Here is a 26028-nt window from a genome sequence, read left to right as displayed (position 1 = left end):
AGCGGGGGCCTCGCTCCGCTCGGTCCCCGCTCGGCTCAGACCTGCTCGTGCGACTCCACGGCGGCGACGATCCGCTGGATCGCCTCGTCGACCGGGATGCCGTTCTCCTGGTGGCCGTCGCGGTAGCGGAAGCTGACCGCGCCCTTCTCCACGTCCTCGCCGCCGGCGATCAGCATGAACGGGATCTTCTGGAGCTGGGCGTTGCGGATCTTCTTCTGGAAACGGTCGCTCGACTCGTCGACCTCGACGCGTACGCCCGCCTTCTTCAGCTTCTCGGCGATGTCGTAGACGTAGTCGTTGAACGCGTCCGCGACCGGGATCATCTCGACCTGGACCGGCGCGAGCCACGGCGGCATGGCGCCGGCGTAGTGCTCCACCAGGACACCCAGGAAGCGCTCGATCGAGCCGAACTTCGCCGAGTGGATCATCACCGGCTGCTGGCGGGTGCCGTCGGCGGCCTGGTATTCCAGGTTGAACCGGTCGGCGGCGGGCTGGTTGAAGTCGTACTGCACCGTGCCCATCTGCCAGGTGCGGCCGATGGCGTCCTTGGCCTGGACCGAGATCTTGGGGCCGTAGAAGGCCGCGCCGCCGGGGTCGGGGACGAGCTCGAGACCGGTCTCGGTGGCAACCTCCTCGAGGATCCTGGTCGCCTCGGCCCAGTCGTCGTCGCTGCCGACGAACTTGTCCTTCTTGGCGTCGTCGCGGGTCGAGAGCTCCAGGTAGAAGTCGTCGAGACCGAAGTCGCGGAGCACGGTCAGCATGAAGTCGAGCAGGTGCTTGACCTCGGCCGGGGCCTGCTCCTTGGTGCAGTAGGAGTGGCTGTCGTCCTGGGCGAAGCCGCGCACCCGGGTCAGGCCGTGGATGACGCCGGACTTCTCGTTGCGGTAGACCGAGCCGAACTCGAACAGCCGCAGCGGCAGCTCACGGTAGGAGCGGCCGCGGGAGCGGTAGATCAGGTTGTGCATCGGGCAGTTCATCGCCTTGAGGCGGTAGTCCTGACCGTCCACGTCGAGCGCCGGGAACATCCCGTCGCCGTAGTAGGGCAGGTGGCCCGAGGTGTGGAAGAGCTGCTCGCGAGCGATGTGGGGGGTGCCGACGTACTCGAAGCCGTGCTCGATGTGCTTGGCGCGGACGTAGTCCTCCATCTCCCGCTTGATGATGCCGCCCTTGGGGTGGAAGACCGGCAGGCCGGAGCCGAGCTCGTCGGGGAAGGAGAACAGGTCGAGGTCGCGGCCGAGCTTGCGGTGGTCGCGACGCTCGGCCTCCTCGATCCGGTGCAGGTGCTCCTCGAGCGCCTCCTTCGACTCCCAGGCGGTGCCGTAGATGCGCTGGAGCTGCTTGTTCTTCTCGTCGCCGCGCCAGTACGCAGCAGCCGACCGCATCAGCTTGAAGGCCGGGATGCGCTTGGTGGTCGGCAGGTGCGGGCCCCGACAGAGGTCCTTCCAGGCGACCTCGCCGTTGCGGCCGATGTTGTCGTAGATGGTCAGCTCGCCGCCGCCGACCTCGGCGCTCGCCCCTTCGGCGGCGTCAGCGGCAGATCCCTTGAGTCCGATCAGCTCGAGCTTGTAGGGCTCGTCGGCCAGCTCCACGCGGGCGTCCTCGTCGGTGGTGACCCGGCGGGAGAACTTCTGGTTGGCCTTGATGATCTTCTTCATCCGGGACTCGATCTTGGCGAGGTCCTCGGGGACGAACGGGGTCTCGACGTCGAAGTCGTAGTAGAAGCCGTCGGTCACCGGCGGGCCGATGCCGAGCTTGGCCTCCGGGAAGAGCTCCTGCACGGCCTGCGCCATCACGTGGGCGGTCGAGTGGCGCAGGATGTCGTGGCCGTCGGCGGAGTCGATCAGGACACCCTCGACCTCGTCACCGTCGGTCAGCTCGTAGGCGAGATCCTTCAGATTCTCACCTACGCGCGCGGCGATCACGTCGGGGTCGTCCGCGAAGAGCTCCCACGCCTTCGTGCCCGTAGTGACCGTCCGCTCCTCGCGCCCGTCGGGGGTGAGTACGGCGATCTTGATCTCGGACACGGATGCTCCTGTGGGTTCCAGTGGTGTGTGGACCGCGATGCTTGCGCGGTCTTCCGATCGTATCCGCCGTCGGCGGCGTACTGCGAATGGGTAAACGCCCGGGTCAGGCATCGCCGACGAGCAGGAACCTGTGGGGGCATGCGACTACACTTCGGACACTCAGATCGGCGTCCCTCCCACTCTCCTGTGAAAGGTCTCGTGCTCCCCACCACCGGCCCCAAGTTTCGTCTCGTCGACCCTTCCCGTCGGGTCATCCGACTACGGCGGCGCACCTCGCTGGCGACCGTCCTGATCACGCTCGGCCTCAGTGCCCTGGCGATGCTGTTCCCGGCCACGGTCGTGGGTCAGCAGGCCGCCGACCGGTGGAACAGCGGGCAGTGGGCCGAGGTGAGCGTGGTGGAGCGCTGCGACTTCGACAACGGCACCGGCGACATCCTCTCCTGCACGGGTCGGTGGCGGGTCGACGGTGAGCAGGTCACCGGCAGCATCCACGGCACGCTGCGCGACATCGGCCGTGACCCGGACCCGTCGAAGGCGACGTACCGGATGTGGGTGGTCGGCTCCGACGCCTACGGCGAGCACGCGATCAACCCGTGGCCGGCCCGCGTCCTCGGTATGGGCCGCGCACCGGTGCTCTGGGGCGCGATCGCGCTCACCGTCCTCGGTCTGGTGGTGCTGCCGAGGCGGCGGGAGTGGCTGCGTACGCCGGGCGAGGAGTCGCTCACCGAGGACCTCGGCATCCGGCTGAGCACCCACCCCGCGCACGGGCGCGCCTGGCTGGTGCCCGTGGGCCTCGTCCTCGGACCCGCGGTCATCGCGTTCGGCGCCTGGGTCGCCACCCGGCCCCACCTGCCGACCGTGATCATGCTGGCCGGGTGCCTGATCGCGCTCACCGGACTGCTGCTCGGGTTCCGGCTGGCCTGGCTCGGGGTGCGGCGCCCGCTCGCGGTCGACATCGGGCTCTACGACGGCGGTCTGGTCATCGAGCATCCGCGGTGCACCGAGGTCATCCTCTGGGAGGACGTGACCAGCATCGACACCGGCGTCCTCGACGAACGCCGCGCCAACCCGCGCGTCGACGTCACGCTCCAGCTGGTCACCGGCGCGACGCTGCGGTTGCCGCGCGTCGACCACCAGCACTCCTTCGCCGCTCATCTGCACCGGATCGCCTACCCCGGGTCGCTGCCCACCGGATAGATCGGCCGATGGGTCGATCGGTGAGATAGCGTCTGCGCGATGACTCAGATGCGCGCAGTAGTGGTCCACAAGGGCGAGCTCTCGGTGCGGTCGGTGCCTCGGCCGAAGCCCGGGCCGGGCCAGCTGCTGATCAAGGTGCAGCGCGCCGGCATCTGCGGCTCCGACCTGCACGTGCGCGAGCACAGCGAAGAGCTCAACGAGGTGGTCACCGAGATCGGCTACACCACCGCGATGCGCCCCGACCAGGAGATCGTCCTGGGACACGAGATCCTCGGATCGGTCGTCTCCTACGGCCCCGGCACGCGCGGTCGATGGGCGCCGGGCACCTCGGTCACGGCGCTGCCGGTGCTGCGTACGGACGGGGCGGTGCACATGGTCGGCTTCGACGTCGACTCCCCCGGCGGCTTCGCGGAGTACACCGTCGTCCAGGAGTCGTTCACCTTCCCCGTGCCCGACGACGTCGACCCGGACCGAGCCGCGTTCACCGAGCCGCTCGCGGTCGCCTTCCACGCCGTACGCCGCGGCGGCGTCTCCGCTCGCCGCCCGGCCGTGGTCATCGGCTGCGGCCCGATCGGGCTCGCGGTCATCCTCATGCTCAAGGCGCAGGGCGTGAAGACCGTCGTCGCCTCCGACCTCTCCCCCGCGCGGCGCGCGCTGGCGGCGCGGTGCGGGGCCGACGTGGTCGTCGACCCCCGGGTGTCCTCGCCGTGGGACGCCTATGACCAGAAGGGCCCGGTGACGTCGCTGACCGACTACCTCGGCTTCGGCATCGACGCGATGAAGGTCGTCCGCCGCATCCCGCTGCTCCCCTGGGAGACCGTCCTGCTCAACGCCGACCGGCTCGGCGGGTCGCCGAGCGGTCCGGTCGTCTTCGAGTGTGTCGGGGTGCCGGGGATGCTCGAGCAGATCATGACGGCAGCCCCGCTGCACACCCGGGTCGTGGTCGTCGGTGTCTGCATGCAGCCGGACACGATCCGGCCGGCGATCGCGATCCACAAGGAGATCGACCTGCGCTTCGTCTTCGGCTACGACCCGGCCGAGTTCGCGCGCACCCTCGAGATGATCGCCGGCGGGAAGGTCGATCCCTCGCCGCTGCACACCGGCACCGTCGGGCTCGACGGCGTCGCGCAGGCCTTCGCCGACCTCGCCGACCCGGAGACGCACGCGAAGATCCTGGTCGACCCGACGGCCTAGGAGACCGACATCACCCGGTCCGCGATTCTGGTGGACGGGTCACCTACCGGTAGTATCTCTTGCATCAGCGGCCCGTTCCGGTCTTGCCCCCGGCCGCACTCGATAGCAACTTTCATCTATGGCGAGACACCTCGCTTGAAAAGTTGACTCCTTGTCTCAGCAGAGCTTCAGTGCGCTCGGCGTGCCCGCAGACCTCACCGCCGTCCTCGACCACCACGGCATCACCTCACCCACCCCGATCCAGGCCGCGACCCTGCCCGACTCGCTCGCCGGCCGCGACGTGCTCGGCCGTGGGCGCACCGGTTCGGGCAAGACGTACGCCTTCCTGCTCCCGCTGGTCGCCCGCCTCGCCGGCGGTCCCCGGGCGAAGTCCGGCAAGCCGCGGGCGCTCGTGCTCGCCCCGACCCGTGAGCTGGTCCGCCAGATCGAGGAGTCGCTGCGCCCGCTCGCCGCGGAGGCCGGGCTGAGCGTGCAGACCGTCTTCGGCGGTGTCGGCCAGAACCCGCAGGTCGTCGGTCTGCGCAAGGGCGCCGACGTCGTCCTGGCCTGCCCCGGCCGGCTCGAGGACCTCATCGGCCAGCGTCACGCCGACCTCTCCTCGGTCGAGATCACCGTGCTCGACGAGGCCGACCACATGGCCGACCTCGGCTTCCTGCCCGCCGTGCGCCGCCTGCTGGCGATGACGCCGAAGGGCAGCCAGCGGCTCCTGTTCAGCGCGACGCTCGACAAGGGCATCAACGTGCTGGTCAAGCAGTTCCTCTCCGCGCCGGTCGTCCACGAGGCAGACTCCGCGCAGTCGCCGGTCGCCGAGATGGAGCACCACGTGCTCCACCTCTCCGCCCGCGAGCAGCGCATCCCGGTCCTCGCCGACCTCGCCGCCGCCCCCGGCCGCACCGTCGTCTTCACCCGCACCAAGCACGGCGCCAAGGGCGTCGCCCGCCAGCTCGGCCGCGCCGGCATCCCGGCCGTCGAGCTCCACGGCGACCTCTCCCAGAACGCCCGCGTGCGCAACCTGGAGGCCTTCCACTCCGGCCGGGCGACCACGCTGGTGGCCACCGACATCGCCGCCCGCGGCATCCACGTCGACGACGTCGCCCTCGTCGTCCACGCCGACCCGCCCGCCGAGCACAAGGCCTACCTGCACCGCTCCGGCCGCACCGCCCGCGCCGGCGCCTCCGGCACCGTGGTCACGCTGATGCTGCCCGACCAGGTCAAGGACGTACGCAGCCTGGTGCGCGCCGCCGGGATCAAGCCGACCACCACGCGCATCGACAGCCCCACGCACCCGATCCTCGCCGACCTCGCCCCCGGCGAGCGCAGCCGTCCGGGCCCGTTCGTCCCCGTCGTCAGCCAGCCCCCGCGCCGCCCCGCCGGGCAGGGCACCGGAAACCGCAAGAGCCGTCCCGGCTCGCGCGCCCGCAAGCGTCAGCGCGCCGCCGGCGCCCGCTGAGGTTCTCCTCCCGCCGGTCGAGCGTGTCGAGACCAACACGGTCCCTCGCTGGTCGAGCCGCGAGGGCGCCTGCGGCCGAGCGTGTCGAGACCAACGCTCCCTCGCTGGTCGAGCCGCGAGGCCGCCCGCGGCCGAGCGTGTGGAAACCAACGCTCCCTCGCTGGTCGAGCCACGAGGCCGCCCGCGGCCGAGCGTGTCGAGACCAACACGGTCCCATCGAGCGCCGAGGGGACTGTGTTGGTCTCGACACGCCTCCGCCTAGCGGCTCCGGCGGCTCGACCAGCGGAGGCGACTCGACCAGCGGGGCGGCGGCTCGACCAGCGGAGGCGGCTCGACCAGCGGGCGAACTCCGACTCGAGACTGAGGACTGCGCCCGCCGCGGGAACTAGGGTTGGGCGGGTGACTGCGCACGACGACACCGGCTCCTCCGGCCGGCTGGCGACCTTCTTCGCGACCGACGACGACTGGGAGCGGGAGGGCTCGATCACTCTCGGCGACTGGCTGATCGGCGCCCTCGTGCTGGTGGCCTCGCTGTTGAGCCTCGAGCTGATCCGAGGTGTCGGCACGCTCGACAGCAGCGACGCTCCGACCTGGGTCGAGTGGACCGCCGTGATCAGCGGCGCCGCGCTGCTCGTCCCCCGCCGCCGGTTCCCGCTGACCGTCGCGCTCCTGGCCGGCGTCCACATGTTCGTGACCGGGGTGTGGCTGCCCATGGTGATGGGGCTGCTGCCCATGCAGATCATCTACTTCGTGGCCTTCTTCGCCGGCGCCGCGTGGGCGCGGAGCCGGCGCGACATGGTGATCGTGATGGGCACGATCACGCTGTTCATGTTCGCCTGGATCGCCTGGCAGTTCGCGGTCGGCAGCGGCATCGACGAGTTCCGCGAGTCGACCGCGGACGCGGAGGGCTCGCCGCTGATTGGCCCGGTGGCCGCCTACGTGCTGCTCACGACCCTGATCAACCTCCTGTACTTCTTCGGCGCGATCGTCGGCGGTCAGGTGGCCTGGCGCGGTGCGCGGCAGCGGGCCGAGCTCGCCGAGCAGGCCGCGACCATCGCCGCCCAGTCCGGGCAGCTCCAGCGTCGCGCGGTCATCGACGAGCGGCTGCGGATCGCGCGCGAGCTGCACGACGTCGTCGCCCATCACGTCGCGGTCGTCGGCGTCCAGGCCGCTGCCGGACGCAAGCTGCTCGAGCGCGGCCGTCCCGACGACATCACCGGGGCCGCCGAGGCGCTCGGCAACGTGGAGGCCTCCGCCCGCGAGGGCGTCACCCAGATGCGTTCGCTGCTCGGCACCCTGCGCGACCCGGCCGTCGACGAGACGGACGCCCAGGACGTACGCCGTCCCGAGCCGCGTCTCGAGGACCTGCCCGCGCTCCTGGACGAGGTGCGCGCGAGCGGGCTGCGGGTGGACTACGAGACCGTCGGCCCGGTGGAGGACCTCTCCCTGGCGCTGGCGCACTCGGTCTACCGGATCGTCCAGGAGGCGCTGGCCAACGTCCGCCGCCACTCCACCGCCGACCGCGCCCAGGTCGTGCTCCGCGTCGACCGGGGTGCGCCCGCTGCGTACGCCGAGGTCGAGATCACCGACAACGGCCGGCCGCGCCACGGCACCTCCGGCAGCGGCCTCGGCCTGCTGGGCGTACGCGAACGGGCGGCGGTGCGGAAGGCCGAGGTCGACATCGGACCACGGGCGGTGCAGGGGTTCCGGGTGCGGGTGCGGTTCCCTCTCGACTCCCCCGTCCCGGCCTCGGCGGGAGCGGCGCGATGATCCGGGTGCTGCTCGCCGACGACCAGCAGCTGGTGCGCTCGGGATTTCGTCTCATCCTCTCGATGGAGGACGACATCTCGGTCGTCGGTGAGGCCTCCGACGGCGCCGACGCGATCGCGAAGGCGCGTGAGCTGCGACCCGACGTGATCCTGATGGACGTGCAGATGCCCGGCACCGACGGCATCGAGGCGACGCGCAGCGTGGTCGCCGAGGGCCACGCCAAGGTGATCATCCTGACCACCTTCGACCGCGACGACTACCTCTTCGACGCGCTCTCCGCGGGCGCGAGCGGCTTCCTGCTCAAGAACGCCGACCCCGACTCGCTGGCCGAGGCGGTACGCGCCGCGGCCGACGGCCACGCGCTGCTCGCCCCGGAGGTCACCATGCGCGTGATCGGCCGGGTGACCAGCCTCGAGGCGCCTGCGACGCAGCGCCCGGAGCCGCCCGCCGAGCTCGGCCTCCTCACCGCCCGCGAGCGGGAGGTCCTGCTGCTGATCGGCGAGGGGCTGAGCAACAACGAGATCGCCCGCCGGCTCTATCTCACCGAGGCGACGGTGAAGACCCACGTCTCGGCCTGCCTGGCCAAGCTGCAGCTGCGCGACCGGGTGCAGACGGTGGTCTACATCCACCGCCACGGCCTGCTCCCTGCCGGCCCGACCAACGGGTGAGGCCAGGTTCATCCTCGCGACTGATCCGCCGGCGGCGGCACTGAAATAGCGTTGTCCTCGTTCGTTTCCAACGCAGAGGAGTAACGATGCTCGAGGTCAGCGGGTTGACCCGCCGCTTCGGCGACAAGGTCGCCGTCGACGACGTGTCCTTCCCGGTCCCGTCCGGTGGGCTCACCGGGTTCGTGGGCGGCAACGGTGCCGGCAAGACCACCACCATGAGGATGATCATGGGGGTGCTGGCGGCACACGCCGGCAAGGTCTCCTGGGAGGGGCACGCGGTCACCCGGGAGGACCGGCGCCGGTTCGGTTACATGCCCGAGGAGCGTGGCCTCTACCCGAAGCAGCCGATCCTCGACCAGCTCGTCTACCTGGCCAGGCTGCGCGGCATGAGCGCCGCCGACGCCCGTCGCGACATCACCTCGCTGCTGGAGCGGTTCGGTCTCGGCGAGCGCGCGAAGGACCCGCTGGAGAAGCTGTCCCTCGGCAACCAGCAGCGCGTCCAGATCATCGCCGCCCTCGTGCCCGCGCCGGTCGCGCTCATCCTCGACGAGCCGTTCTCCGGTCTCGACCCCGAGGCCATCGAGGCGATGGCCGATCTGCTGCGCGAGCACGCCCGCGACGGCGTACCGGTCGTCTTCTCCTCCCACCAGCTCGACCTCGTCGACCGGCTGTGCGACCGCCTCGTGGTCATGGCCCGCGGTCGCGTGGTCACCCAGGGCACCGGTGACGAGCTGCGCGCCGAGGCAGCGCTGCGCTACCGGGTGGTCCTGGACGGCGACGCCGGCTGGGTACGCGACCTGCCCGGGCTCCACGTCCGCGACGTCTCCGGTCCCGAGGCCGAGATCGAGGTCGTCTCCACCGGCGCCGAGCAGAAGCTGCTCGCCGAGGCCACCAGCCGCGGCAGTGTGCTCGACTTCCACCGCGTCGTTCCCCGCCTGTCCGAGATCTACCGGGAGGTCACCGCATGAGCACCCCGAGCAGCAGGACCCAGCCCAGGACCCAGCCCAGGAGCCAGCCCGTGTGGCAGATCGTCGCCCGCCGCGAGATCGCCGTCCGCGCCACCGACAAGTCGACCCTCATCGGCACCGCGGTGATGCTCGCGGTGATCGTCGGCGTGCTCGGCTTCACCGCGTGGGGCGAGAGCCGCGAGAAGACCTACGACGTCGCCTACTCCTCCACCACCGCCCGGGCGATGGCCGAGGGCATCGCCGAGCGCGCGGGCGACATCGACGCGAAGGTGAGCATCGACCCGGTCGCCGTCGACGACGCCGACGCCGCCAGGCATGCGCTCGAGGAGGAGCAGGCCGACGCGTACCTGCACTCGACGAAGGACGGCTGGGAACTGCTCACGCTCGAGGAGGCCGACTCCGAGCTGCGCGACGTGGTCAGCCAGGCGGTCGAGGCGATCGTGCTGGCCGCCAACGCCGACTCCGCCGGCACCACCGCAGCCGAGCTGACCGCCGGGTCGAAGGTCACGCTCGACCAGATCGAGGGTGACAGCGAGCTGAGCGCCATCCGCTGGGTGGTCGGTTACGCGCTCGCGATCGTCTTCTACTTCGCCTCGATCATGTTCGGAATGACGCTGGCCAACAGCGTCGTGGAGGAGAAGCAGTCGCGGATCGTGGAGATGATCGCGGCCGCCGTACCGCTGCGCCAGCTGCTCGCCGGCAAGATCATCGGCAACGCCGTCATCGCCGTGGCCCAGATGCTCGTCTACGTCGCCGTCGGCCTGGTCGGGCTGAGCCTGACCGACTTCAGCTTCGCGCTGCCGGCGCTCTCGGGCGCGATCGGCTGGTTCGTGGTCTTCTTCCTGATCGGCTTCGTGGTGCTCTCCACCCTGTGGGCGGTCGCCGGCGCGCTCGCCTCGCGCACCGAGGACCTGCAGTCCTCCTCCACGCCGATCACGATGCTGCTCATGCTGATGTTCTTCGGAGCGCTCTACCTCGACGGCGTCGGCGCGCAGATCGGCTCCTACATCCCACCGCTCTCCGCCGTGCTGATGCCGATGCGCCTCGTCGACGGCACCGCCGCCTGGTGGGAGCCGGTCGTCGCGGTCGTCCTGCTGCTCGCCTTCGGCGTCGCGCTCGTACGTCTGGCCGAGCGGCTCTACAGCCGGGCTCTGCTCCAGACCGGCGGCCAGCTCTCGCTCAAGGCGGCCTGGCGGCTGGAGGAGTAGGTCAGGCCGAAGCGCGCGTGAAGCCGAGATGCATCGCGAAGCCCGCCAGCAGCCCGCCCGCCGTCCAGCGCACCCCGCGCTCGACGCGGCGGCTGCGGCGGAGCAGCGCGGAGGCGCGCCCGGCGAGGACCACCCACCCGGCGTTGACCACGGTCGCGACCGCGATCTGCACCAGGCCCAGCTCGATCAGCTGCAGGCTCGTCGGGCCGCTCCCGGGGTGGACGAACTGCGGGAGCAGCGCGCCGTACATCAGGGCGATCTTCGGGTTGAGCAGACAGGTGGCCAGCCCGGTGAGGTAGAGCCGCCAGACCGAGTGCCGCGGCAGGTCCGCGTCGGGGGTGAGCGCGTGGTTGGAGCCGCGCACCATCCCCCAGGCCAGATAGAGCAGGTACGCCACGCCGGCGATCTTGATCGCCACGAAGAGCTCCGGGACGACCGCGAACAGCAGCGCCAGACCGAGCGTCGTCGCCAGGACGTAGAGCACGAAGCCGGTGACGACCCCGGCGAGCGAGACCAGGCCCGCGGTGCGCCCCTGGACCAGCGAACGGGAGACCAGGTACATCATGTTCGGCCCCGGGGTGATGACCATCCCGAGCGCGATGGTCGCCACGGCGAGAGCGGCGGAAGCGGAGATCACCGTCCGAGGCTAGGCCCAGCCGCTCGGTGCGCCGAACGAATATTCGGGGATCTCCGCGAAATCCCGGACTGGGCGGCGTCGAGGGGCCATGGTGGGTCGGGCAACCTGTGTCACCGTCGACCCGAGGAGCCCGCATGGCCCGAGAGATCAGCACCGTCGTGGAGGACCTGCACTACCTGGAGTGCCCCCGCTGGCACCAGGACCGGATCTGGTTCGTGGACTTCTACTCCTACAAGGTCTACTCGGCCCGGGAGGACGGGTCGGACCTCCGGGTCGAGGCGGAGGTCCCGGGACAGCCCTCGGGGCTGGGCTGGCTGCCCGACGGCCACCTCCTGGTGGTGTCGATGAAGGACCGCCGGATCCTGCGCCGCGAGTCCGACGGTTCGCTGGTGACCCACGCCGACCTCTCCGGTCACGTCGACCAGCCCCTCAACGACATGGTGGTGGACGAGCAGGGCCGGGCGTACGTCGGCAACTTCGGCTTCGACATCATGGCCGGCGCCGACGTCGCCTCGACGGTGCTGCTGCGGGTCGACCCCGACGGGACGGTGACCGAGGTCGCCGACGACCTGTGGTTCCCCAACGGAAGCGTGATCACCGACGACGGCACCCTCATCGTCGACGAGACGTGCGGCAACCGGATCAGCGCCTTCGACATCGCCGAGGACGGGTCGCTGACCAACCGGCGCACCTGGGCGAAGTTCGGCGAGCTCACCAGCCACACGGCGTTCGCGGAGGCGATGGGCGATGCGGTCCTCGCCCCCGACGGCTGCTGCCTCGACGCCGAGGGTGCGGTCTGGGCCGCCGACGCGGTCTTCGGCCGGCTGGTCAGGGTCGCCGAGGGTGGGGAGATCCTCGAGCAGATCGAGCCGGGCGGCGGCGTGTTCGCGTGCATGCTGGGCGGCAGCGATGGCCGTACGCTCTTCGTCTGCGCGGCGCCGGACTTCTTCGAGGAGGCCCGCAAGGCCGAGACCGCGGCACGCCTGCTGGCCATCCGGGTCGACGTGCCCCGAGCCGGCCGGCCCTGAGCCCGATCTAGATGATTGATGCGCGGGGTGGCCGTCGCGAGCGGCGCTCGGCGCCGCGCTGGCAAGGCGCCGCCCTGAGGGCAGACCGGGCGTCTGTTGAAGGGCGGCAACGCCGCCAGCGTGGATGCCGAGCGTCGCGTAGCAGGTCAGCCCGTGCATCAATCATCTAGGCCTCGGCCCGCTCGTCCCTAGCGTCGGGCGGCGGGCCGTCCAGGCGGCCGGCACGGCTGCGCATCGGCACCGCGACGTGGAGCGCGTTGCTCTCGACCGTGAAGTCGGTCGGCGTCTCGGTGAGAAGCTCGCCGTCGAGGTTGACCGGCATCGGCTCGTCGGTGGTCACGCGCACCGCGCGGGTGGTGGTGTGGTGAACCTGCTCGTGCTCGACGAAGTGACCGCTCTTCAGCAGGCGGAGGATGGAGACGTGGTCGCTCATCTTGCCGCGCATGATCGCGTAGACGTCGAGGAGGTCGTCGTCGAGGGAGGCCGAGGGCGAGACGGTGTGGCCGCCGCCGTAGTGACGGCCGTTGCCGACGGCCACCTGGAGCAGGTCCTCGAACTCGACGGTCTCGTGGTCACCCTCCGGGAACTCCAGACGGGCGGTGAACGGGGTGTGCTCGCGGTAGGCCTTCACGGTCGCCACCGGGTAGGCCGCCGGGCCGATCACCTTCTTCATCCCCGAGCTCAGCGCCTCGGTCACGGCGACCGAGAGACCGAACGAGGCGACGTTGAGGTAGGCATGACCGTTGGCCCTGCCGACGTCGACGTTGATGACCTTGCCCTCGAGCAGCTGCTCGATGGCGGCCTCGGGCTCCAGCTCGAGCTCGAGCGTACGGGCGAAGTCGTTGGCGGTGCCGAGCGGGATGACGGCGAGGACGACGTCGGTGTTGGCGATGCGGCCCGCGGCGGCGCTGACCGAGCCGTCACCACCACCGATGACCAGCAGGTCGGGCTTCGCGGCGGCCACCTCGTCGAGCGCGGCCTCCAGCTCGTCGCCCGAACGGACGGCGTAGGTGCGTACGTCCTCGATCCCGGCGGACCGGAGCTTCTCCTCGGAGGACGCCAGCGCGTCCTCGCCCCGGCGGGAGCCGGCGTTGACGACCAGGGCGACCTTCAGGGAGTCGCGCGACAACAGCGTTTGCATGTCCACAACTGGAGAGTACGCACCCGGTCCACGCCGCCACCGGCGGATGGCCGACCGGGGCGGTAAAGACCTCGCTCAGCCGACGGCGCCGGGCGTGACCACCTCGGCGAAGACGCCGAACATCGGCTCGCCGGCGCGGTTGGTCGGTCGGCTCGAGACGAGCGCCTTCAGCAGGCGTACGTCGCGCTCCCCCGTCTCCGGACGAGCGTCGATCACGGCGCAGCGTGGGATGGGCCCGCCGATCCGCAGCGTGGCCTCACCGACGCGGAACTCCTGGCCGAGCCAGTCGTCCTCGGCGAAGGGCTCGTCGGTCTCGACGACCAGGTTGGGCCGGAACCGCGCCGGGTCCAGGTCGTCGTTGGCGGTCTGCCGGGCCAGCTCGCGCACCGAGGAGGTCGTCACGACCGAGACCGAGCCGGCGAAGATCACCTCGCCCCGCTGTGCGCGGGCGAGACGGACCGGTCTGCCGAGATACTCGGAGAAGAGGTCCGCGTGCGGGCCGCCGACCAGCTCCAGGTCGACCTCGCGCCCCCAGTAGTCGCAGACGACGTGCTCCCCGGTCACGGTCGGCTCCGCGGAGGCGGAACGGCCGTCGGGCAGGACGACGTCGAGCCGGCCCCCGACCTGCTCGGCGTGGACGGCGACCAGGGCGGGGTGCTGCACGGTGCGCACCACGCGCCCATGCCCCGGATCGCCGTCGTCGAGGGAGACCAGCGCGAACCCGCGGTCGCCCACGACGCCCTTGGCATCGAACCGCACCTGGTCGCGGGCAAGGTGTCTGGTCCCCTTGATCGGCGCGTAGCCGGCACGCACCACCGTCAGCTCATCGGTCACGGCGCCAGTCAACCAGCGTTGCGAAGTGCGGCGGCACCCTCGGCCGCCAGCTCGGTGTAGCCGGTCGTGCCGCTGCCGAGCAGCTCCTCCGCGGCGCGCTTCACGGCCCCCAGGGCGGCGAAGGCGAAGGAGCCGCCCACCGAGATACGGGCGGCGCCGGCCTCGGCGAGCTCGGGGACCGAGGGGCCACCGGGGAGCAGCAGGACGCTGACCGGACGGTCGACGGCCTCGACCACGCGGCGTACGTCCTCGACGGCGACGACGCCCGGCGCGAAGAGGACGTCGGCGCCGGCCTCCTGGTAGGCCTGCAGCCGGGCGATCGTGTCGTCGAGGTAGTCGTGGCCGCGGATATGGTTCTCGGCGCGGGCGGTGAGGACGAAGCCGTCGCCGGCCGCAGCGGCGGCCGCGGCGACCCGCTCGGCGGCCTCCGCGAGCGGGAGGACCCGGTCCTCCTCGACACCGGCGTAGTCCTCGATCGACCCGCCCGCCAGGCCAGTGGCCGCAGCGAGCCGATAGGTCTCCTCGACCTCCGCGGTGGTGGCCCCGAAGCCGCCCTCGAGGTCGGCGGAGACGGGCACGTCGACCGCCGAGACCAGCGCGGACGCGTGCGCGAGGACCTCCTCGCGGGTGACCCGGCCGTCGGGGCGGCCCAGGGTGGCGGCGTACCCGCTGCTGGTCGTGGCCAGCGCCGAGAAGCCGAGCGAAGCCAGGAGCTTCGCGGAGCCGGCGTCCCAGGCGTTGGGCATCAGCAGCGGGTGGCCCGAGGTGTGCAGCGAGAGGAAGTCAGCGGTCTTCGACATGGAGGGAACCATTCCACGGTCGCTGCCGGGGAGCACGCGGATATCCGACCTAGACTCCTCAGACATGGGGCACGACCACGACCACATCTCCCCCGCGGCGGACCGGCGCTATCTGGTCGCCGCGATGGGCCTGCTGGGGGTGTTCCTGATCGGTGAGGTCGTGGTCGCGATCCTCGCGGACTCGCTCGCCCTGCTGGCCGACGCCGGCCACATGCTCACCGATGTGGGCGCGATCGCGGCGGCGCTGTGGGCGATGCGGCTGGCCGCCCGGCCCGCGCACGGCCAGTGGACCTACGGCTGGAAGCGCGCCGAGATCCTCTCCGCCGCGCTCAACGGCATCACCCTGATCGTCTTCGCCGCGCTCGTCGGTGTGGAGGCGGTCCGGCGCCTGCTCGACCCGCCCGACGCCGAGGGCTGGCCGATGTTCGTGGTCGCGCTGGTCGGCTGCGCCGTCAACGTGCTCGCGGCCGCGCTGATGGCCCGCGCCAACCGCACCTCGCTCAACGTCGAGGGCGCCTACCAGCACGTGCTCTCCGACCTCTACGGCTTCATCGGCACCCTCGTCGCCGCCATCGTCATCCTGCTCACCGGCTGGACCCGCGCCGACCCGGTGGCCTCGCTCGTGGTCGTCGCCCTGATGACGTACGCAGGGGTCCGTCTGCTCCGCGACAGCGGCCGGATCCTGCTCGAGGGCGCCCCGGCGGAGGTCGTCGTCGAGGACCTGCGCCGGCACCTGCTCGGGGTCGAGCACGTCGTCGAGGTGCACGACCTGCACGCCTGGACCGTCACCTCCGGCCTGCCGACCGTCTCGGCCCACCTGACCCTGCGCGACGCGTGCTTCACCGACGGCAGCGCGCCGAGCGTCCTCGACCGCGTCCAGGCATGCCTCGCCGGCCATTTCGACGTCGAGCACTCCACCTTCCAGCTGGAGCCCGAGTCACACCTGGCCCACGAGCCGGGGATGCACTGACCCGGTCCACGATCTCAGGACCTCAGGTCTGGGACCTCAGGTCTGGGCGAGCGCCGTCAGCGCCGTCTCGCGGGCCTGCTCGATCGCATCCTCGGCGATGCCGCACAGGCGCAGGCAGGCCGAGGCGATCGTGGCGACGGTGGTGCTGCCGATCCGGTCCTCGCGGCGCAGGCTGATGACCCCTTCGACCATCTGCACCAGCAGGTCACCCAGACCCGGCTCACCACCCGCCGGCACCCGCTCTGCCGCGGCGCGCTCCGCGACCCGGCCGTAGCCGGCGACCAGCTCGCCACGGAGATGGCCGTAGCGGTCGTAGACGGGCGAGGCGATGACGTCGGGCAGGCGGTAGAGCATGCCGATGTTGTAGGGCATCGCCACGAGCGCGCTCATGTCGCTGACCGCGAGGGCGTAGAGGGCGGCATCGGGTGCGACCGAGTCCATCCCGGCCTCGATCTTCCCGGCCTGCTCGACCCTCGCTTGGACGGAGCGCTCGAGCAGTGCGGCGAGGATCTCCTCCTTGCTGCCGAAGTGGTAGTAGATGGAGGCCTGCCTCAGGCCGGCACCGTCCGCGATCTCACGGGTGGTGGTGCCGGCATAGCCGCGGCTCACGAAGAGCTCTGCGGCCGCAGCGAGGATCTGGTCGCGGGGGTTCGCCGCGATCTTTCCGGGGAGCAGCCGTGGACGACCGCGACCCGGGCGCGGCGAGATCTGTGACACCGTGGCATCGCCTTTTTCTGTCATGCGATAGATAACTGTGGAGAGGGCAAGTTTCGCACTCATATCGAAAGAGTCAAGCGCCGCAGCACGTGTCCTCGCGCAAACCCTCAGTGGGTGAGCTTCAGGCCGATGACGCAGCCGACCAGCGCGACGATCAGCACGACGCGTACGGCACTGACGGCCTCGTCGCCGGACATCATCGAGTAGCCGACGGTGAGCGCGGCGCCGATGCCGACCCAGACGGCGTAGGCGGTGCCGATCGGCAGGGTGCGCATGGCGAGACCGAGGCCCACCAGGCTGCCGACCAAGGCGATCACGAAGACGACCGAAGGGACCACGCGGGAGAAGCCTTCGGTGCGACCCAGAGCAAGGGCCCACACGGCTTCGAGCACGCCGGATCCAACAAGAAAAAGCCAGGACATGACCACTCCAGACGGCCGTCTTGTCGCGCTTCCGGGTACGGCTCCCTCGTCCGGCAGCCGGTCTCGGCTGACGTCTCCGACGTTAGCAAACCTGTCACCCAATAGAAACTTGGGAGTGGTAGAGAATGCGACGTTCTTCAACGCGGGATTCCGGCGGCGTTGATGGAAGGATGGGAGCGTGACCTTCACCGTCGGCTTCGTCACCGGAGCCACCCCTGACAAGTGGGCCAGGATCTGGCGCGAGCGCAGCCGCGAACGGCTCGAGCTGGTGCCGGTCGCCGAGGCCGAGCAGGAGCAGCTGCTGCGCGAGGGCGAGCTCGACATGTGTCTCGTCCGGCTGCCCATCGACCGCGACGGTCTGCACTGCATCCCGCTCTACGAGGAGCAGCCGGTCGCGGTCATGGGCCACGAGCACCTGCTCTCTCTGCTCGACGAGGTCACCCTCGACGACCTCGCCGAGGAGCAGCTGGTCATCCCCGAGCGCGGCGGCTGGACCCCGAGCGTCGCGCAGCTCGACTGGCCGCCGATGAGCGAGAAGGACGCCGTGGAGACGGTCGCGGCCGGCACCGGCGTCGCCATCGTGCCGATGTCGATCGCCCGGCTGTTCCACCGCAAGGACGCCGTCTCGCGTCCCGTCGCCGGCATCGAGCCCACCACCGTCGGCCTCGCCTGGCTGATCGACAACAACGACGAGCGGGTGCAGACCTTCATCGGCATCGTCCGCGGCCGTTCGCGCAACTCCTCGCGAGGCTGATCCCGGGGCTCTGCGGGCGAGCGCCCAGGAGCGCCCCGAATCGAGGTCTGCCGCGCGCACGCGGCACACTTTGCTTCATGCTCGAACCGACCGATCTCACCGCTCGCGCGATCTCGGAGCTGCGCACCCGTTTCGGCACCGAGGCCGCAGTGACCGGGAGGGCGCCGGGGCGGGTCAACCTGATCGGCGAGCACACCGACTACAACGCCGGCCTGGTGCTGCCGGTCGCACTCCCCCACGCCACCTACGCCGCGGCCGCGCCGCGCACCGACGGCGTCATCCGGATCACCTCCGCCCAGGAGCCGGAACCCTTCACCGGCCACGTCGACGAGCTCGGACCCGAGATCGAGGGCTGGGCGGCGTACGTCGCGGGGGTGCTGTGGACCCTGCGCGAGGCCGGACTCGTCTCCGGCGGTCTGGACATGCACCTGGAGTCGTCGGTGCCGCTCGGCGCCGGGCTGTCCTCGTCGGCCTCGGTCGAGTGTGCGACCGCCGTGGCCGCGCTCGGCGCCGCGGGACGCACCCTCGACGCCGACCTGCAGCGGGCGATCGTCGATGCCGGGATCCGGGCCGAGACAGAGGTCGCCGACGCACCCACCGGCGGGATGGACCAGTCGGTCGCGGTCTTCGCGGAGGCCGGCGGCGCGCTGCTGATCGACTTCGACTCCGGCGAGCACCACAGCGTCCCGCTGGCCCTGGGTGAGCGCACCATCCTGGTCACCGACACCCGGGTCAAGCACCAGCTGACCGACGGCGGCTACGCCTCTCGACGTGCGCAGTGCGAGAAGGCCGCCGCCGACCTCGGGCTGAGCTCGCTGCGCGAGGCCGACCTGGAGCAGGTCGAGACCCTCGGGGACGAGGTCGTGCGCCGCCGTGCCCGCCACATCGTCACCGAGACCGCCCGCGTCGAGCCGACCGTGACTGCCCTGGGCGAGGGCGACTGGGCCTCGATCAGCGAGCTCTTCGCCGCCTCGCACGCCTCGATGCGCGACGACTTCGAGATCTCCGTCGTCGAGCTGGACCTCGCCGTCTCCACCGCGGTCGAGGCCGGCGCCGACGGCGCCCGCATGACCGGCGGCGGCTTCGGCGGCTCGATCGTCTCGATCCTTCCTTCGGAGGCGGTGGAGACCGTCACCGCGGCCATCGACCGAGCCTTCGCCGAGGCCGGCCACAACCCGCCCGGCCACCTCATCGCCACCCCGTCGGCCGGAGCCTCCTACACCGCCTGCTGAGCTCAGCCCGGCGCGACCACGCGCGCGACCGAGTCCCGCAGGAGCGCGCGCCGGCGCTCGTGCACCTCGGCCGGCTCCTCGCGGGTCGCGGCGTAGACGTTGCTCACCGGTGACCACGTCATCGACATGCCGATGACCAGCGCCTTGAGGTCGTCGGGGTCCCCGGCGCGCACCTTCCCCGCGGCTTGGGCCTCGGTGATCGCCTGTCGCTTCACGTCCCCGAGCTCCTCGGCCTCCTCGGCCAGGAAGCCGGCGGGTCGCCGCTCGAGCCGCACCCAGGTGGCAAGCCGGACGAGGTCGGGGTTCTCGAGGTAGTCGTCGTAGAGCCGCACCGCCCAGTCGGCCAGGTCACCGTCGCGGATCGGCACCATCTCGGTGATCCGCTCCAGGGAGTCGACGAAGATCGCGTCGAAGAGGCCGTCCTTGTCGCCGAAGTAGGCATAGAGCTGGGCCTTGTTGGTGCGCGCGGCGGCGACGATCCGGTCGATGCGGGCGCCGGCCAGCCCGTACCGCGCGAACTCTGTGGTCGCCGCCTCGATGATCCGCCCGCGGGTGGCGATTCCCCGCGCCGTGGAGGGTCCCGGTGATCTCGTGGTCGGGTCGTCCATGGCGCCGATGATGCCAGACCAACCGTTCTGTTTGCGAGATCCGGCGTTGCTGCGTACGCTGCGATAGACCAACTAGTCTGTTTAAAGGAACCGCATGAGGACGACTCTCGCGTGGCAGGCCGGCGAACCCGCCACCACCTCCCTGGTCCGCGCCCCGATCCGACGCCGCGACCTGCGGCCTGACGACGTGGCGGTGCGCGTCGACTTCTGCGGCGTGTGCCACACCGACCTGCACGCCCTTCGCGCCCACGACGGGACCAGAGACTCGCCGCTCGTACCCGGGCACGAGTTCACCGGGACGGTGACCGAGATCGGGTCCGCCGTCACCACCCATGCGGTCGGCGACCCGGTCGCGGTCGGCAACATCGTCGACTCGTGCGGCACCTGCGCGATGTGCCTGGCCGGGCAGGAGAACTTCTGCCGCGAGTTCCCGACGCTCACCTACGACGGCACCGACCGCCGCGACGGGAGCCGCACCCTCGGCGGGTACGCCCGTGAGTACGTCGTGCGCGACCGCTTCGTCCATGCCCTCCCCCGCGGCCTCGACCCCGCTGCGGCCGCGCCGCTGCTGTGCGCCGGGATCACGGTCTGGGAGCCGCTGCGCACACTCGGAGTCGGCCCGTCGACCCGGGTCGCGGTGGCCGGCCTGGGCGGCCTCGGCCACCTGGCCGTCAAGCTCGCGGTCGCCCTCGGCGCCGACACCACCGTGATCAGCCGTACGCCCGACAAGGCCGCCGACGCGAAGGGGCTCGGCGCCGACGGCCTGCTCGTCTCCACCGACGAGGAGGCGATGGCAGCCGCCCGCGACAGCTTCGACGTGGTGATCGACACGATCTCCGCCCCGCACGACCTGGCGCCCTACCTCCACGTCGTCGCCATGGACGGCACTCTGTGCCAGGTCGGCGACCTCGGCACCGTCAGCGTGGACATCATCGACCTGCTGATCGGGCGCAAGCGGCTCACCTCAGCGGGCAGCGGCGGCCTGGCCACCACCGCCGACCTCCTCGCCTTCGCCGCCGAGCACGGCATCGGAGCCGATGTCGAGGTCCTGCCGTCCAGCCGCGTCAGCGAAGCCCTCGACCGCCTCGACCGTGGCGACGTGCGCTACCGGTTCGTGCTCGACATGTCTGATCTGGACGCCTGAGGGGGTCTTTTTCGGTTACTCCAGGGAGTTTCCGTCGGTTACTCGCCAGTAACCCGACGGAAACTCCCTGGAGTACCCCGACAACCCGAACCCTCAGTCGACGTTGTCCGCCAGCCACTCACCCAGATCCCGGGCGGAACGGTCGACGACGTTGACCCACTCCAGGGCCGACTCGTCGGCATTGTCGGAGACGTGCTTGACGATGCGCGCCGGGACGCCGGCCTCGCGGGCGGCCCAGGCGACGGCGTAGGCCTCCATGTCGACCAGGTGGGCGCGCTCGGCGAGCCCGGAGCGTACGTCCGCGTCGGCGACGAAGAGGTCACCGGTGGCACACACGATGTCGGAGTCGCCGACGGTCAGGGCGTCCTCGACGTCGTAGCCCAGGGCGCGGATCGCGGCGGAGGAGAAGTCGTGGTTGAGGACGGTGCCGACCTCGATCAGGCCGGCCTGGCCGTCGCGCAGCGCGCCGCAGGAGCCGATGTTGACGACCTGCTGGATGGTCTTGTCGGCCGCCAGCACACGCGAGACGGCCGAGGCGGCCGCGACCTTCCCGATCCCGGTGATCACCACCTTGAAACCGGAAGGTACGTGGGCCGCCTCGGCCTTCGTCGCCGACACCACCAAGACACTCATGGCGTCGAACCCTATCGACCTACTTCAGCTGAGCCGACGAGAGCCCGAGGACCCGACGAGCCACGATGAGCTGCTGGATCTGCTGGGTGCCCTCGAAGATGTCGAGGATCTTGGAGTCGCGGGCCCACTTCTCGAGCAGCTCGCCCTCGGAGTAGCCGATGGTGCCGGCCAGCTCGACGCAGGACAGGGTCACGTCGGACCCCACCCGGCCGGCCTTGGCCTTGGCCATCGAGGCCTCCTTGGAGTTGGGCTTGCGGTTGTCGGCCATCCAGGCGGCCTGCAGCATCAGCAGGTAGGCGCCCTCGTAGTCGGACTCCAGCTGGAGGAACTTCGCCGCGGCCGCCGACTGCAGGTGGGCGGGGCGGTCGTAGTCGATCTCCACGCCGGCCTTCTCGAGCAGGTCGCGGGTGTAGTCGAGCGCGGCACGGGCGCAGCCGACCGCCATCGAGGCCACCAGCGGCCGGGTGTTGTCGAAGGTGGCCATCGCACCGGCGAAGCCCTCCTTGACGTTGATCTCCGGGCTGCCGAGAAGGTTCTCGGCAGGCACCCGGCAGTCGGTGAAGGTGATCGTGGCGGTGTCGGAGGCCTTGATGCCGAGCTTGTGCTCGAGCCGCTCGACCTTCATGCCGGGCGTGCCCTTCTCGACCACGAACGACTTGATCGCCGCCTTGCCGAGCTCCTTGTCGAGCGTCGCCCACACCACGACCGCGTCGGAGCGGTCGCCGGAGGTGACGAAGATCTTCTCGCCGTTGAGCACGTAGTGGTCGCCGTCGAGGGTCGCGGTGGTCTTGATGTTGGCCGAGTCGGAGCCGGTGCCGGGCTCGGTGATCGCCATCGAGGCCCAGATGCCGTCGAAGCGCTCGTGCTGCTCGTCGTTGGCGACCGAGGCGATGGCCGAGTTGCCGAGGCCCTGGCGCGGCATCGCGAGCGTCAGCCCGACATCGCCCCAGCACATCTCCGAGACGGAGATGACCGAGGACATGTTGGCGCCGTTCTTGACCGTGCCGTCGTCGGGCTTGGAGTCACGGCGTACGCCGGTGGCGCCCGCGCCCTCACCCTGGCCGGACTCGGCGAGACCGTCGGCCATGGCGGCGAGCATGTCGAGCTCGGTCGGGTATTCGTGCTCGGCCTTGTCGTACTTGCGCGAGATCGGTCGCAGCATGTTCATCGCGACCTGGTGGATCTGCTCGCGCAGCGGCTTGAGCTTCTTGGGGTCTTCGAGATTGATGGCCATCAGACCAGCACCGTGCCTTCCATGATCCCGATCGCACGCAGGTCGCGGTACCACCGCTCCACCGGGTGCTCCTTGACGAAGCCGTGGCCACCGAGCAGCTGCACGCCGTCGAGGCCGATCTGCATGCCCTTGTCGGCGCACAGCTTGCGGGCGAGCGCGATCTCGCGGGTCGCGTCGATGCCCTGCGCCACCCGGCTGGCGGCCTTGTAGGTGACCAGGCGCATCGCCTGCAGCTCGATCGCGATATTGGCGACCATGAATGCCACCGACTGACGGTGGGCGATCGGCTCGCCGAACGCCTCGCGCTCCTTGACGTAGGGCGTCACGTAGTCGAGGACGGCCTGGCCGACGCCGATGGACAGCGCGCACCAAGCCAGGCGGGAGAGCCGCACGGCCTCGCGGTAGGTCGAGCCGTCGGTCTCACCGAGGACGGCCTCGGCGGGGACCTTCACCTCGCTCAGGCTCAGCTTGGTCAGCGAGGCGGCGCGTACGCCCATCGCGGGCTCGGACTCGATGGTCAGGCCCGGGGTCGAGGACTCGACCAGGAACAGGACCGGCTTGCCCTCGAGGGACGCGCCGACGACGAAGAGCTCGGCCTCGGCACCGCGCGCGACCAGCGACTTGGCGCCGTTGAGGACGAAGCCGTCGGCGGTGCGGGTCGCCGTGGTCGCCGGCGAGAGCACGTCGAAGAGGACCCGGTCCTCGTTGAGCGCGAACGCGGCGGCGGGCACGTTGCCCTCGGTGAACGCGGGCAGGTAGGTCTGCTGCTGCTCGTCGGTGCCCCACAGGCCGAGCGCGGTCGCGACCGAGCCGGGCGCGAGGGCGGCGACGGTCAGGCCCAGGTCGCCCTTGGCCAGCGCCTCGGCGACCAGGGTGCCGGCGACGGCGGAGCGGGTCTCGGAGATGCCGCCGAGCGCCTCGGGGACACCCAGGATCGGCAGCCCGATCTCCAGGCTCGACTTGAGCAGCTCCTCCGGAGCGGCGCAGGCCTCGTCGGCCTCGGCCGCGGCGGGGCGCACGACCTCGGTGGCGAAGTCGGTGACGACGTCGACGAGCATCTGCTCGTCCTCGCTCGGGGTCAGGTCGAAGACGCCCTTGGGGATGGCGTTGGGTACGCGGACGCCGGGGGCGCCCTTCTTGCCCTTCTTCTTGAACGCCCGGCTCGTCGCCGCGATCGTCTTGAATCCACTGCGGGTCACCGTGAAGACGACCTGCTCGGTCTGCTTGCGGACGCCGAGCCGGTCGAGCGCAGGACTCTGCGAGAGCTTGCGCAGACCGGCCACGGCGAACCCGATCGGGTCGCGGGACTCGCCGGACGGGACGCCGTTCGCCATCCCGCCACGTAGGCCTTGGAGGATACTCATGGGTAGAACTGTAACTGGGAGTTACAACGCGGTCTACACTTCGGGACGGTGATGGCGGTAACAAACCGCGTACCAGTTCTCTATAGGGTTGGCACATGGCCGACTCATCGCTCGAATCCGCGTCTCCGCTCACCCCTCACGGAGCCCTGCCCACCGGCGGGACGGTGCGACCGATGACGCGCTGGGGCACCCCGGTGATGCACCGCCCGAAGAAGAAGGTCGAGGTCTTCGACGAGGCTCTGACCGCGCTGGCCGCCGACATGGTCGCGACGATGTACGCCGCCGAGGGCGTCGGCCTGGCCGCCGACCAGATCGGTGAGGACGTGGCGATCTTCGTCTTCGACTGCCCCGACGCCACCGGGCGCCGCACCGTCGGCGTGGTCTGCAACCCCGTCCTGACCCTTCCCGAGGGTGACGACCGCCGTCTCGACGTCGACCTGGAGGGCTGCCTCTCCTTCCCCGGCGCCTTCGTCGAGTGCGGCCGCCCCGACTGGGCCGCGGTCGACGGCTTCGGCCTCGACGGCGAGCCGGTCCACTTCGAGGGCAACGGCCTCCTCGCCCGCTGCCTCCAGCACGAGACCGACCACACCAACGGCACCGTCTTCGGCGACCGCATCTCCGCCAAGGCCCGCAAGAAGCTCACCAAGGAGCACGACCGCCTGGCCAAGGACTTCCCCGAGACCTGGCCCGCCACCCCCGCCGAATAGGCAGACTCTGACGTCGAGACGTCAGAAATCGGCGTCGAGGCGTCAGGAAACGGGATCGATGCGTCAGTTCTCGAGATCGAGACGGTACGTCACGACATCTGCTCGACGACGTACTCCGCGATCGCGAGGCTGGAGGTCGCCGCCGGGCTCGGCGCGTTGCGCACCGAGGTGACCGCCTCGGTGTGGTGGATGACGAAGTCGTCGACGAGCGATCCGTCCCGCTCGACGGCCTGGGCCCGGATCCCGAGCCCGGCCCGGACGACGTCGTCCGCGCCGATCTCGGGCACGTAGCGCTGGGCGGCCCGCATGTAGGCCCGCTTGGAGAGTACGCCGCGGAGCTCGGTGAACCCGGTGCGCCAGTGCTCCGCCGCGAACCGCCAGAAGCCCGGCCAGGCGAGCGTGTCGGCGAGGTCGGCCGGCGTCAGCGACGCCCGGCCGTAGCGGCCGCGGCTCAGCGCCAGGAAGGCGTTGGGTCCGACCTCGAGCCCGCCGCCGACCCGGCGGGTGAAGTGGACGCCCAGGAACGGGTAGCGCGGGTCCGGCACCGGGTAGACCATGCCCCGGACGAGGTCCTGCTTCGCGGCGCTCACCTGCATGTACTCACCCCGGAACGGGATGATCCGCGGCCCCTTCGGCCCGCCGGTCAGCTCGCCGAGCCGGTCGGACTCGAGACCGCCGCAGACGACGAGATGGTCGAGCCGGGTGCGCCCGGTGGCGGTCTCCACCTCGATCCCGCCGGGGACGTGGTGGACGCCCATGACCTCCTGACCGAGGCGTACCTCTCCCCCGGCCTCGACGATGCACCGGCCGAGCGCCTCGGTCACCGCGACGTAGTCGGTGATCGCCGTGCGGGGCGAGTGCAGGGCGGCCAGCCCGGCCGCGTACGGCTCGATCTCCTTGATCTCCTCCGGTCCGACGCGCCGCAGACCGGGCACACCGTTGGCGGTGGCGGTCTTCTCGAGCGCGTCGAAGCGGTCCATCTCGGTCTCGTCGACCGCGACGACGAGCTTGCCGCACCGCTCCAGGGGGATCGCGTGCTCGGCCGCGAACTCCTCGAGGAGGTCACGGCCGCGGGCGCAGAGCCGGGCCTTGAGACTGCCGGGCCGGTAGTAGATGCCGGCGTGGACGACGCCGGAGTTGTGGCCGGTCTGGTGGGCGCCGAGGGTGGCCTCCTTCTCGAAGACGACCACCGTCTCGGCCCGGCCGCGGCGCAGGATCTCCCGCGCCACCGCCAGCCCGACGATCCCGCCGCCGACGACGCCGTACGTGCTCAAGCCGCGCCGCCCTCACGGTAGTCCATCGCCTCGTCGCGGAAGGCGATCAG

At 70.9% G+C, this 26028-nt stretch carries 25 protein-coding genes and 1 riboswitch; of the genes, 13 read left to right on the top strand and 12 right to left on the bottom strand.

Features of this window, described 5'->3' with window-relative positions; translation table 11 throughout:
• Window positions 1–35 precede the first annotated feature (35 nt).
• Window positions 36–2024: a threonine--tRNA ligase gene (gene thrS, locus IEY81_RS00250; RefSeq protein WP_189116442.1), complete on the bottom strand. Its 1989-nt coding sequence runs from the start codon at window positions 2022–2024 to the stop codon at window positions 36–38.
• A gap of 198 nt (window positions 2025–2222) precedes the next feature.
• Here thrS and IEY81_RS00245 point away from each other — a divergent pair, with 198 nt between their 5' ends.
• The 7 genes from IEY81_RS00245 to IEY81_RS00215 all read left to right on the top strand — a co-directional run bounded on the left by IEY81_RS00245 (window position 2223) and on the right by IEY81_RS00215 (window position 10479).
• The gene (locus IEY81_RS00245; protein WP_189116441.1) at window positions 2223–3221 is read left to right on the top strand and encodes a hypothetical protein; all 999 of its coding nucleotides are present in this window, start codon (window positions 2223–2225) and stop codon (window positions 3219–3221) included.
• 39 nt (window positions 3222–3260) lie between these two features.
• The gene (locus tag IEY81_RS00240; RefSeq protein ID WP_229787116.1) at window positions 3261–4415 is read left to right on the top strand and encodes a zinc-binding dehydrogenase; all 1155 of its coding nucleotides are present in this window, start codon (window positions 3261–3263) and stop codon (window positions 4413–4415) included.
• 151 nt (window positions 4416–4566) lie between these two features.
• Complete coding sequence (locus IEY81_RS00235) at window positions 4567–5865, top strand: DEAD/DEAH box helicase (protein ID WP_189116440.1); 1299 nt, start codon at window positions 4567–4569, stop codon at window positions 5863–5865.
• Between the two features lie 399 nt (window positions 5866–6264).
• Entirely contained in the window at window positions 6265–7635 is a 1371-nt protein-coding gene (locus tag IEY81_RS00230; protein ID WP_189116439.1) for a sensor histidine kinase, read from the top strand.
• On the top strand, window positions 7632–8303 hold the full coding sequence (locus IEY81_RS00225; RefSeq protein WP_189116438.1) for a response regulator: 672 nt from the start codon (window positions 7632–7634) through the stop codon (window positions 8301–8303). The genes IEY81_RS00230 and IEY81_RS00225 overlap by 4 nt, the downstream gene beginning before the upstream one ends.
• Window positions 8304–8389: 86 nt before the next feature.
• On the top strand, window positions 8390–9271 hold the full coding sequence (locus tag IEY81_RS00220; RefSeq protein ID WP_189116437.1) for an ABC transporter ATP-binding protein: 882 nt from the start codon (window positions 8390–8392) through the stop codon (window positions 9269–9271).
• The gene (locus IEY81_RS00215) at window positions 9268–10479 is read left to right on the top strand and encodes an ABC transporter permease (RefSeq protein WP_189116436.1); all 1212 of its coding nucleotides are present in this window, start codon (window positions 9268–9270) and stop codon (window positions 10477–10479) included. Before IEY81_RS00220 ends, IEY81_RS00215 begins: the two co-directional genes overlap by 4 nt.
• A 1-nt stretch (window position 10480) precedes the next feature.
• Here IEY81_RS00215 and IEY81_RS00210 read toward each other — a convergent pair whose 3' ends face one another.
• Window positions 10481–11116, bottom strand: a complete 636-nt coding sequence (locus tag IEY81_RS00210; protein ID WP_189116435.1) for a LysE family translocator — start codon at window positions 11114–11116, stop codon at window positions 10481–10483.
• 134 nt (window positions 11117–11250) lie between these two features.
• On the opposite strand from IEY81_RS00210, the gene IEY81_RS00205 reads away from it, so the two are divergent.
• Window positions 11251–12144, top strand: a complete 894-nt coding sequence (locus IEY81_RS00205) for an SMP-30/gluconolactonase/LRE family protein (RefSeq protein WP_189116434.1) — start codon at window positions 11251–11253, stop codon at window positions 12142–12144.
• Between the two features lie 166 nt (window positions 12145–12310).
• Here IEY81_RS00205 and IEY81_RS00200 read toward each other — a convergent pair whose 3' ends face one another.
• From IEY81_RS00200 to IEY81_RS00190, 3 genes are all read right to left on the bottom strand, one after another.
• Window positions 12311–13285 (bottom strand): lipid kinase, encoded by a 975-nt coding sequence (locus IEY81_RS00200; RefSeq protein ID WP_189116433.1) that lies wholly within the window; start codon window positions 13283–13285, stop codon window positions 12311–12313.
• A gap of 75 nt (window positions 13286–13360) precedes the next feature.
• Window positions 13361–14119, bottom strand: coding sequence for an MOSC domain-containing protein (locus IEY81_RS00195; RefSeq protein WP_189116432.1), 759 nt, complete (start codon window positions 14117–14119; stop codon window positions 13361–13363).
• Between the two features lie 8 nt (window positions 14120–14127).
• Window positions 14128–14919: an isocitrate lyase/PEP mutase family protein gene (locus IEY81_RS00190; RefSeq protein ID WP_189116431.1), complete on the bottom strand. Its 792-nt coding sequence runs from the start codon at window positions 14917–14919 to the stop codon at window positions 14128–14130.
• 64 nt (window positions 14920–14983) lie between these two features.
• Here IEY81_RS00190 and IEY81_RS00185 point away from each other — a divergent pair, with 64 nt between their 5' ends.
• On the top strand, window positions 14984–15889 hold the full coding sequence (locus tag IEY81_RS00185) for a cation diffusion facilitator family transporter (RefSeq protein WP_189116430.1): 906 nt from the start codon (window positions 14984–14986) through the stop codon (window positions 15887–15889).
• Window positions 15890–15925: 36 nt separating this feature from the next.
• Here IEY81_RS00185 and IEY81_RS00180 read toward each other — a convergent pair whose 3' ends face one another.
• On the bottom strand, window positions 15926–16606 hold the full coding sequence (locus IEY81_RS00180) for a TetR/AcrR family transcriptional regulator (RefSeq protein ID WP_189116429.1): 681 nt from the start codon (window positions 16604–16606) through the stop codon (window positions 15926–15928).
• A gap of 107 nt (window positions 16607–16713) precedes the next feature.
• Window positions 16714–17028 carry a DMT family transporter gene (locus IEY81_RS00175; protein ID WP_189116428.1) on the bottom strand — a complete coding sequence of 105 codons (315 nt, stop codon included), beginning with the start codon at window positions 17026–17028 and terminating at the stop codon, window positions 16714–16716.
• Between the two features lie 10 nt (window positions 17029–17038).
• Window positions 17039–17102, bottom strand: a riboswitch (guanidine-III (ykkC-III) riboswitch).
• 104 nt (window positions 17103–17206) lie between these two features.
• Between IEY81_RS00175 and IEY81_RS00170 the strand changes: the two genes are divergently transcribed.
• On the top strand, window positions 17207–17782 hold the full coding sequence (locus tag IEY81_RS00170) for a LysR family substrate-binding domain-containing protein (protein WP_189116427.1): 576 nt from the start codon (window positions 17207–17209) through the stop codon (window positions 17780–17782).
• A gap of 77 nt (window positions 17783–17859) precedes the next feature.
• Window positions 17860–19014, top strand: a complete 1155-nt coding sequence (galK, locus tag IEY81_RS00165) for a galactokinase (RefSeq protein WP_189116426.1) — start codon at window positions 17860–17862, stop codon at window positions 19012–19014.
• Between the two features lie 2 nt (window positions 19015–19016).
• Here the strand turns inward: galK and IEY81_RS00160 are convergent, their stop codons facing one another.
• On the bottom strand, window positions 19017–19622 hold the full coding sequence (locus IEY81_RS00160) for a TetR/AcrR family transcriptional regulator (protein ID WP_189116425.1): 606 nt from the start codon (window positions 19620–19622) through the stop codon (window positions 19017–19019).
• Window positions 19623–19716: 94 nt separating this feature from the next.
• Between IEY81_RS00160 and IEY81_RS00155 the strand changes: the two genes are divergently transcribed.
• Window positions 19717–20766: an NAD(P)-dependent alcohol dehydrogenase gene (locus IEY81_RS00155; RefSeq protein WP_189116424.1), complete on the top strand. Its 1050-nt coding sequence runs from the start codon at window positions 19717–19719 to the stop codon at window positions 20764–20766.
• A gap of 93 nt (window positions 20767–20859) precedes the next feature.
• Here IEY81_RS00155 and IEY81_RS00150 read toward each other — a convergent pair whose 3' ends face one another.
• The 3 genes from IEY81_RS00150 to IEY81_RS00140 are packed head-to-tail and all read right to left on the bottom strand — an operon-like array spanning window position 20860 to window position 23997.
• Entirely contained in the window at window positions 20860–21399 is a 540-nt protein-coding gene (locus IEY81_RS00150; RefSeq protein WP_189116423.1) for a nucleosidase, read from the bottom strand.
• Window positions 21400–21418: 19 nt separating this feature from the next.
• The gene (locus IEY81_RS00145) at window positions 21419–22633 is read right to left on the bottom strand and encodes an acyl-CoA dehydrogenase family protein (RefSeq protein WP_189116422.1); all 1215 of its coding nucleotides are present in this window, start codon (window positions 22631–22633) and stop codon (window positions 21419–21421) included.
• The gene (locus IEY81_RS00140) at window positions 22633–23997 is read right to left on the bottom strand and encodes an acyl-CoA dehydrogenase family protein (RefSeq protein WP_189116421.1); all 1365 of its coding nucleotides are present in this window, start codon (window positions 23995–23997) and stop codon (window positions 22633–22635) included. The genes IEY81_RS00145 and IEY81_RS00140 overlap by 1 nt, the downstream gene beginning before the upstream one ends.
• A 95-nt stretch (window positions 23998–24092) precedes the next feature.
• Between IEY81_RS00140 and def the strand changes: the two genes are divergently transcribed.
• Window positions 24093–24704: a peptide deformylase gene (gene def, locus IEY81_RS00135; RefSeq protein ID WP_189116420.1), complete on the top strand. Its 612-nt coding sequence runs from the start codon at window positions 24093–24095 to the stop codon at window positions 24702–24704.
• A gap of 89 nt (window positions 24705–24793) precedes the next feature.
• On the opposite strand, the gene lhgD is transcribed toward def, so the two are convergent.
• Window positions 24794–25978: an L-2-hydroxyglutarate dehydrogenase gene (lhgD, locus tag IEY81_RS00130; protein ID WP_189116419.1), complete on the bottom strand. Its 1185-nt coding sequence runs from the start codon at window positions 25976–25978 to the stop codon at window positions 24794–24796.
• Between the last annotated feature and the right edge of the window lie 50 nt (window positions 25979–26028).

Source organism: Nocardioides luteus, assembly GCF_014648595.1.
GTDB classification, from domain to species: Bacteria; Actinomycetota; Actinomycetes; order Propionibacteriales; family Nocardioidaceae; genus Nocardioides; species Nocardioides luteus.
This window is presented reverse-complemented; position numbering and strand designations above follow the sequence as displayed.

Excerpts from the sequence above, each read along its gene's own strand:
- IEY81_RS00150 (WP_189116423.1), bottom strand. The coding sequence starts at position 21,399 with ATGAGTGTCTTGGTGGTGTCGGCGACGAAGGCCGAGGCGGCCCACGTA.
- IEY81_RS00225 (WP_189116438.1), top strand. The coding sequence starts at position 7,632 with ATGATCCGGGTGCTGCTCGCCGACGACCAGCAGCTGGTGCGCTCGGGA.
- IEY81_RS00240 (WP_229787116.1), top strand. The coding sequence starts at position 3,261 with ATGACTCAGATGCGCGCAGTAGTGGTCCACAAGGGCGAGCTCTCGGTG.
- IEY81_RS00200 (WP_189116433.1), bottom strand. The coding sequence starts at position 13,285 with ATGCAAACGCTGTTGTCGCGCGACTCCCTGAAGGTCGCCCTGGTCGTC.
- IEY81_RS00140 (WP_189116421.1), bottom strand. The coding sequence starts at position 23,997 with ATGAGTATCCTCCAAGGCCTACGTGGCGGGATGGCGAACGGCGTCCCG.
- IEY81_RS00215 (WP_189116436.1), top strand. The coding sequence starts at position 9,268 with ATGAGCACCCCGAGCAGCAGGACCCAGCCCAGGACCCAGCCCAGGAGC.
- IEY81_RS00190 (WP_189116431.1), bottom strand. The coding sequence starts at position 14,919 with ATGTCGAAGACCGCTGACTTCCTCTCGCTGCACACCTCGGGCCACCCG.
- IEY81_RS00145 (WP_189116422.1), bottom strand. The coding sequence starts at position 22,633 with ATGGCCATCAATCTCGAAGACCCCAAGAAGCTCAAGCCGCTGCGCGAG.
- IEY81_RS00155 (WP_189116424.1), top strand. The coding sequence starts at position 19,717 with ATGAGGACGACTCTCGCGTGGCAGGCCGGCGAACCCGCCACCACCTCC.
- IEY81_RS00160 (WP_189116425.1), bottom strand. The coding sequence starts at position 19,622 with ATGGACGACCCGACCACGAGATCACCGGGACCCTCCACGGCGCGGGGA.
- def (WP_189116420.1), top strand. The coding sequence starts at position 24,093 with ATGGCCGACTCATCGCTCGAATCCGCGTCTCCGCTCACCCCTCACGGA.
- IEY81_RS00175 (WP_189116428.1), bottom strand. The coding sequence starts at position 17,028 with ATGTCCTGGCTTTTTCTTGTTGGATCCGGCGTGCTCGAAGCCGTGTGG.
- IEY81_RS00205 (WP_189116434.1), top strand. The coding sequence starts at position 11,251 with ATGGCCCGAGAGATCAGCACCGTCGTGGAGGACCTGCACTACCTGGAG.
- IEY81_RS00185 (WP_189116430.1), top strand. The coding sequence starts at position 14,984 with ATGGGGCACGACCACGACCACATCTCCCCCGCGGCGGACCGGCGCTAT.
- IEY81_RS00220 (WP_189116437.1), top strand. The coding sequence starts at position 8,390 with ATGCTCGAGGTCAGCGGGTTGACCCGCCGCTTCGGCGACAAGGTCGCC.
- galK (WP_189116426.1), top strand. The coding sequence starts at position 17,860 with ATGCTCGAACCGACCGATCTCACCGCTCGCGCGATCTCGGAGCTGCGC.